Source organism: Mycobacterium sp. E796, assembly GCF_001672815.1.
Classification (GTDB): Bacteria; Actinomycetota; Actinomycetes; order Mycobacteriales; family Mycobacteriaceae; genus Mycobacterium.
Genome location: NZ_LZKK01000166.1, coordinates 1 through 6,674, shown reverse-complemented (window position 1 = coordinate 6,674; position 6,674 = coordinate 1). Strand labels below are relative to the sequence as shown.

The 6,674-nt window shown below is 67.7% G+C and carries 8 protein-coding genes and 1 pseudogene; 3 read left to right on the top strand and 6 right to left on the bottom strand.

Annotated elements, in window-relative coordinates; all coding sequences use genetic code 11:
- Both A5706_RS32995 and A5706_RS32990 read left to right on the top strand, forming a co-directional pair.
- Positions 1–387 (top strand): annotated as a pseudogene (locus A5706_RS32995) (hypothetical protein); the annotation flags it as partial.
- Positions 384–581 (top strand): CDGSH iron-sulfur domain-containing protein, encoded by a 198-nt coding sequence (locus A5706_RS32990; RefSeq protein WP_231985229.1) that lies wholly within the window; start codon positions 384–386, stop codon positions 579–581. The pseudogene A5706_RS32995 and the gene A5706_RS32990, both read left to right, overlap by 4 nt.
- Here A5706_RS32990 and A5706_RS12260 read toward each other — a convergent pair.
- From A5706_RS12260 to A5706_RS12235, 6 genes are read right to left on the bottom strand one after another with little or no spacing between them, the layout of a single operon-like run.
- Positions 578–1,597: an iron-containing redox enzyme family protein gene (locus A5706_RS12260; protein ID WP_068130804.1), complete on the bottom strand. Its 1,020-nt coding sequence runs from the start codon at positions 1,595–1,597 to the stop codon at positions 578–580. The genes A5706_RS32990 and A5706_RS12260 overlap by 4 nt on opposite strands.
- Before the next feature lie 43 nt (positions 1,598–1,640).
- A complete protein-coding gene (locus A5706_RS12255; RefSeq protein WP_068130801.1) occupies positions 1,641–3,857 on the bottom strand; it encodes a SpoIIE family protein phosphatase in 2,217 nt (738 codons plus the stop codon).
- Complete coding sequence (locus A5706_RS12250; protein ID WP_197517814.1) at positions 3,854–4,426, bottom strand: SpoIIE family protein phosphatase; 573 nt, start codon at positions 4,424–4,426, stop codon at positions 3,854–3,856. Before A5706_RS12250 ends, A5706_RS12255 begins: the two co-directional genes overlap by 4 nt.
- A 46-nt stretch (positions 4,427–4,472) precedes the next feature.
- Positions 4,473–4,883 (bottom strand): anti-sigma regulatory factor, encoded by a 411-nt coding sequence (locus A5706_RS12245; protein ID WP_068130810.1) that lies wholly within the window; start codon positions 4,881–4,883, stop codon positions 4,473–4,475.
- On the bottom strand, positions 4,873–5,262 hold the full coding sequence (locus A5706_RS12240) for an STAS domain-containing protein (protein WP_068130795.1): 390 nt from the start codon (positions 5,260–5,262) through the stop codon (positions 4,873–4,875). Before A5706_RS12240 ends, A5706_RS12245 begins: the two co-directional genes overlap by 11 nt.
- Before the next feature lie 22 nt (positions 5,263–5,284).
- On the bottom strand, positions 5,285–6,178 hold the full coding sequence (locus tag A5706_RS12235) for an STAS domain-containing protein (RefSeq protein WP_068101831.1): 894 nt from the start codon (positions 6,176–6,178) through the stop codon (positions 5,285–5,287).
- Between the two features lie 156 nt (positions 6,179–6,334).
- On the opposite strand from A5706_RS12235, the gene A5706_RS12230 reads away from it, so the two are divergent.
- On the top strand, positions 6,335–6,674 hold a 340-nt coding region (locus tag A5706_RS12230), incomplete at its 3' end, for an STAS domain-containing protein (RefSeq protein WP_231985227.1).

Here is a 6,674-nt window from a genome sequence, read left to right as displayed (position 1 = left end):
GCCGCGCGAACAACGCACCGCGTGGGGGCAGGTGTCGCAGGCGGTCACGCTGGCACAGCCCATCTCGGCCGCGCGATCGCCGGACCCTCGTGGGCCTGGGACGCGGGCCCCGACGGGCGCCTGGTTCTGGATCCGCTGTGCGAGTCGGCGCCAAAGGTGTTGTGCGACGGCGGATCCCTGCTACTGGTGCACTCGGCGATCGCCGGCGTTCAACAATCCCTGGACCGCCTGAAATGGGCCGGCCTGAGGGCCGAAGTCATGGCGTCCAAGTGGATTCCGTTCGGTTCCGTCATGTCGGCCCGGGCCAATTGGCTCGAGGAAACCGGGCGGATTCCGCGCGGACGCCGGGAAGAGGAGCTCGTGGTGATCCGGGCAGACAAGCCGTGACCACGCGGGTACAGGTGGTGGCCGGAGGACCCGTGCTGGTATCCGGACCGGTGCGGGTGGAGACCGCCGGTGGCGACGTCGTCGAGTCCGACCGTTTCATGGTGGCGATCTGCACCTGCCGGCGCAGCGACGATTATCCGCTGTGTGACACCAGCCATCGCCGTTGCCGCGGCGTCAAGAAGCAGACGAATTAGTCCAGGGGTCTGCGCAACGACGTCCGGCCCTGCTTCCACGCCCCGATGAGCTTGTCCGCCAAGCGGTTTTCCACCGCCGCGTGCGCGCGGATCCCGAAGACGACATCGGAGTCGAGGTGCGGTTCCCGCGCCGCGAGGTCGCCGACGACGTCGATGCGCACCACCTGTTCGTGTACCGCGTCGGCCTCGACGTGCTCGCTGTAGAAGCCGACGCAGGCCGGCGGCGCATCCAACCTCTGCAAGGCCTGCACCATTCGCCGCGATCCCGGAGGCGACGTGATCTCCGTCGAGGCGAAATGCCCGATCGCGGCACCACGCAGCCGACGGTGCAACCCGAACAGCGACATGAGATTCACCACGGCCAATGCCTCGGCGGGGACGGCGTCGAGATAGCCCAGATAGGTCTCGTCCAGACCCGCCGCCGTCAACAGGTCCGCGAAGAGTTGCTGGTGCAGGCGCGGACCCTGGCCTGCGCCGTACTCGTCGAACTCGACGGCGACGAACGCGGCCTTCGCGGTGCCCGTCAGCCGCGGGATCGCCCACGCGTGCGGGTCGCCCTCTTTGAGGTGATACAGCGACCGGTGCACGAAGTACTCGCGCATCTGCTGCCAGGTTCCCGAGTCGCGCAGGAAATACGACGGCCCGTCACCATCGGCGGGCTCGATGGAAATCGCCTCCATCTCGGCTTGCGCCGTTTGGCCGGGGTCGACGGGACCGACATCGCGCCGCACCCCCGCCAGGAACACGCGCTCCAGTTCCGCGCGCAACCGCAGCAGCGCGGGATTCCACTCCCAGGTGGGGTCGACGCCCGCGAAACCGCGGTAGTGCAGCTCGTAGCACATGCACAAGGCGAGCTGAAGATCCAGGCCGAAGGGGTCGGAGTCCCGCACGGACGCGCCGATGCGGGTGAGGCTGTCGTGTGCGGGAGGTCCGGCCAGCGCGCGGTGGACGGCCGTCGACAGCGGTCCGTGCGCCACCGGCAGGGCAGGCTCAACCGTGATTGATGCGCGAGTCACGCCGACGACTACCCGAGAATCGGGCCAGGCAAACGGAGGCCCGTCAGCTCGGGGATTCCGGAATTCGGAAGGTGTTCTCGATGGTGGTGCCCTCCGGGCTGTTGCGCACTTCCATCGAGTCGCTGAGAGCCCGCATCAACACCAGGCCGCGCCCGCTGTTGCCCGGGTCGGCGGCCGGCGTCTTCCACGAACCGTCGTCGGTCACCCGCGTCCCGATTCGGCCATCGGTCAATTCCGCTTCGACCAGCATCGTCCCGACCCGGTGTCCGCGGTAGGCATGCTCGACGCAGTTGGTGCAGGCTTCGTTGACGACCAGCACGATGTCGGCGGCCAGCGCGTTCGGAACCTCGGCGGCGCGCAGCCAAGCGGCCAGCCGGTGCCGGATGTCGACCAATTGGTCGGCGGCGGCATCGCTTTCGATGCGCAGCCGCGTCGGCCGATGCCGGTATATCACCATGGCAACGTCGTCGTCGTACCCCGATGCTGGGGCCAGCGCACGGACCACGGTCTGTGGGACGGCCTCCAGCGGCAGCTTCGTCGTCTCGAGCAAAACGTCTGCGGCGCGGGCGATTCCGATGTCGATCGACTCGTGTTTGCGCTCCACCAGGCCGTCCGTGTACAGCATCAGCGTCGAGCCCGGCGGCAGCACCCGGGATGCCTGGGGCCGCGGTTCCGCCCGACGCACCGCGAGGGGCACCGAGGCGGCGTCGGTCACCACCGTCGTGGTCGCGGGTCCGCGGCCCGCGACCATCGCGGGCATGTGGCCGGCGTTGCTGTATTCCAGGACGCCGGTCTCGGTGTCCAGGATCGCGAGAAAGACCGTGGTGCAGTAGGCATTCGGGATGAGCGACGCCGCCAGGTCGAGCTGTTCGAGCACGAGCGCCGGCTGGGCGCCGTTGATCAACAGCGCGCGCGCCGAACTCCGGAGCTGGCCCATCACCGCGGCCGCCGGCAGGCCGCGGCCAACGCAGTCGCCGACGACGATGCCGATGCGGTTGCCGCCGATCGGCAGCACGTCATACCAGTCGCCCCCGATTTCCAAGGGCAGGACGGCCGGCTCGTAGCGCACGGCGAAGCCGGCGGGCGGCTGGACCGTGGGTAGCATGGCGCGCTGCAGGGTCAGCGAGGTTTCGCGCGCGCTCTCGAACTGGCGCACGTGCTGCATGGCCAGGCTCAGGTGGCCGATGAGCACCGTGACCAGCAGCCGGTCCTCGGCGCTGATCCAACGGGGTGTCAGCAGCTCCAGCCAGAGCGCGAGGTCTCCCGTGTTGGACAGCACCGCCACCAATCCCTGTGCCTTGCCGGGATTTTCGGGCCTGTCCACCGTCTTGGCCGTCAGCGGCAGCTGGTGGCGCGCGTCCTGGAACGTGTCGCGCAGCCAGGGATCCAGTTCGCGCCAGGAGGATGCGGCGGGTTCGCCCGCCACCTGAACGGTCGGTTCGCCCCCGCCGCCGGGCCACGAGACGGCGATCACCCGCTTGACGTCGATCGCCGTCCGGCATTCCTCGAGGGTGATCGACAGCAGCTCGGCCACGCTCTTGGCCACGGCCACCGCCGTCGCGAGCCGCAGCACGGCGCTCTCGCGGGCGGCGAACGCGCGCTCCGCGGTGATGTCCCGGATCGTGCCCACGTAGACATCCCGGTCGCTGCCGGCCTCCTTGACCGCGTTGATGCTGACCATCACCCACGCGAGATGTCCGTCCCGATGCCGAATCGGGGTTTCGTACGCGGCGCTGCCATTGCTGCGGACCAGCGCTTGCTGCTCACGCGCGGTCTTTTTGTCGACCAGCCACGGGTGGGGCCACCGGTACGGCAGCTCCTCGGCGGGATAGCCGAGGATCTCGATGAAGGCGTTGTTCACTTCCACCACCGAGCCCTCGTGGTCGGCGACGAAAAAGCCCTCCTGCAGCGAATTCACCAGCGCTGTACGGAATTTGTCACGATCGGCCAACCCCTCGGCCCGGGCCCGCTCTTGCGCGAAGCGCCTGGTCCCGTCGAGGAATCCGCGGGTCGCGACGTCCAGGGGGGCCAGGGTCTGCAACAGGAATTCCAGGGCGATGGGCGCGTCGACTTGGTAGTCCTGACAGGTGTCGAGAACCAGCCGAACGTGGTGCTCGATGATTTCGAGCACGCTGATGTCTTCCTCGAGGGCGCGGCGGCCGAGCTCGTGGCCGACGGTCAGGACGTCCTCGTCGCGCGTGTCCAAGTAGCTGCGCAGTGCGGCGCCGTACTGGGCGTGGAAGTCGTCGTTGCCATTCATGTCGACGCTCCCCGGTGACGCGCGGCCAGCACCATGGCGTCATCGGTTTTCTTGGCGTGCTTGGCCAGTAGCCCTTCCGCGATGGTGACGGCGGAAGCCGCGAAGTCGATATGGTCCAGGAAATCTTCGGCGATGCCGTCGGTGGTGATCACGATCAGGTCACCGGGGCGGATCGAATGCACTTGGGCGGGCCTGATTTCGGGCATGCGGTAGCCGACGATGCCCCCGGTGAGGCGGGCGCTGGAGCGGATCTGGATGCCGGTCGGGGCCTTGGCCACCAGATCGGCGGTGACGTTGCCCACCCCCGTCCACGTCAGCGTGCCGGCCGCGAAGTCCACTCGCGCCAGGGTCATTGCGACCCCCCGGGTGCCGTCCAGCACGCGGTGGCAGAGCTGGATCAAGACCTCGAGCCGCTCGGAACTCGCGCGCTTGACCGCGTCGACGGCGCGCAGCGCGGCGGACGCGGCATCCGGACCATGGCCAAGGCCATCCACCACCCCGAACAGCGCGGCCTTGTCGTCGACGCCGATCGCGATGCCCTGATCGCCGGACGTGAACTCACCGGGCAGCGGGCGACCCGCCCTTGCCCACTCCATCGGACCCAGCCGGCCATGCTCATGCACGGGCGGGAACCCACTTCCACATCTCGATGACCGTTCCGCGACCAAGTTTCGAATCCACTATCAAGCGGTCCATCAGGCGGCGCGCGCCGGGCAGGCCCATCCCCAGCCCACGGCCGGTCGAGTAGCCGTCCTCCAACGCGCGCTCGATGTCGGCGATGCCGGGTCCGTCGTCCTCCGCGCGCACCACCAGGGCCGTGCGCCCATCCCGTTCGGCCACCGCGATCCGGACGGCCCCGCGCCCCGCGTAGCTGGTGATGTTGCGGGCTATTTCGGAGATCGCCGTGGCGATCATGGTCACGTCGGTCAGCGAGAAGCCGAGATCGAGAGCGAGCTGGTGTCCGGCCTTGCGGGCGGCGACGATGTCGTCGGAGTTGCGGATGTCGACGACGATGTCACCCGCCACCATCGCGCCCGATCGTCGATTTCCCCACTCCGCCTTGGCGATTCAGCAGCGCGAGGCCCTCTTCGAGATCCAGTGCGGTTTTCATGTCGTCGAACTGCAATCCCAGTTGCACCATCGCGAAGGCCACTTCCGGTTGCAGACCCACGATCACGGTGTCCGCGCCGCGCAGCCGGGTCATGTGGGCGATGGTTCGCAGCGAGCGCGCGGCGAACGAGTCCATCACGTCGATGGCGGTGACGTCGACGATGATTCCCTGCGCGCGAAACCGGCTGACCCTTTCCATCAGGTCGAAGCGAAGGCGTTCGGCGTCGGAGTCGGTGAGCGCGGACTGCACCGAAGCGATCAGAATTGCGCCCTGTTTCAGGATCGGTACTGGCATATGGGGCTCGTGCTAATGGTGGCTATCCGGTCTGCTCGCCGGTACGCGTGACTTCGTAACCGAGCAGCCGTTCGGCTTCTTCGATGCCGCCCTGCAGGTCGCCGACGGCGTTCATCTTGGACAGGTCCAGCCCGATGGTGACCAGCGTCAGCGCGATTTCCGACGACAGGCCCGTGATGATCACGCTGGCGCCCATCAACCCCGACGCGTCGACCGTCTGCACCAGGTGGTTCGCCACCGTGGAGTCGATGGTGGGGACACCGGTGATGTCGATGACGACGACTTTCGCGCGGTTCGCGCGGATCGCCCGCAGCAGCTGTTCGGTGACCTGGCGGGCCCGCTGGCTGTCCAGCACGCCGATGATCGGCAGAATCAGCAGCTGCTCGCGCACCTGCAGCACCGGCGTGGACAGCTCGCGGATGGCCTCCTGCTGTTGGCGGATGATGCGCTCGCGTTCCTGCACGAACGACACAGCCACCGTGTTGGCGATGCGGTTGGCCGCGGGCTCGTATGCGTCGAGGACGCGGTTGAGCATCTCGAAGTCGGTCTGATACTTCTCGAACAGCGACCGTGCCAGCACGTCGCGGAGCAGCAGCACGATGCCGACGACCTCGTCGGTTTCCACGCCTCGCGGGATAATGCGTTCGGACAGGTCGCGCGCGTAGTCCTGCAGCGCCTCGACGCTACCGGTCTCGAGCACCTCGACGTAGCTGTCGTACACCGTCGTCGCCTCGGAGAAGATCTCCTCGGGGGTCATCGCGGTGAGCAGCTCGGCCTCGGTGATCCTGCGGGCCCACTCCTCGCGCAGGACGGTGCGGTTCTGGCGCAAGTGTTGGACCAGCTGGGGCAGCAGCCCCTCGCTGACCGTCTGCGCGGCGGTGCTGGTGGTGCCCAAGTCCAACGGCGAATCTGACATCTGGCCTCCCGTGTGCCGCGTCGCGCTCCGCAGTATGCCTATGGGGGAGACTAGCCTGGGTAATCGCACCCCAAGTGTCGAGGGCATATTCTTCTCGCAGTTCGCATGGCAGGCTAGGCTTGCACCACACTCAAGGCCCGGGACAAAGGATCGCCATTGTCAGCTCCTGATTCGATTACCACGCTGGTTACCGACCACGACGGTGTGTCTGTGGTCAGCGTCAGCGGCGAAATCGATCTGGTCACCGCCCCGGCGCTCGAGCAGGCGATCAGCACCGTGATCGCGGAGGGTCCGACGGCACTGGTCATCGACCTTTCCGCGGTGGAGTTCCTCGGCTCGGTGGGTTTGAAGATCCTGGCAGCGACGTACGAAAGACTGGGCAAATCCATCGAGTTCGGTGTCGTCGCGCGCGGGCCGGCGACCAGGCGGCCGATCCACCTCACCGGCCTGGACAAGACCTTCCCGCTGTACCCGACGCTGGACGACGCGTTGACCG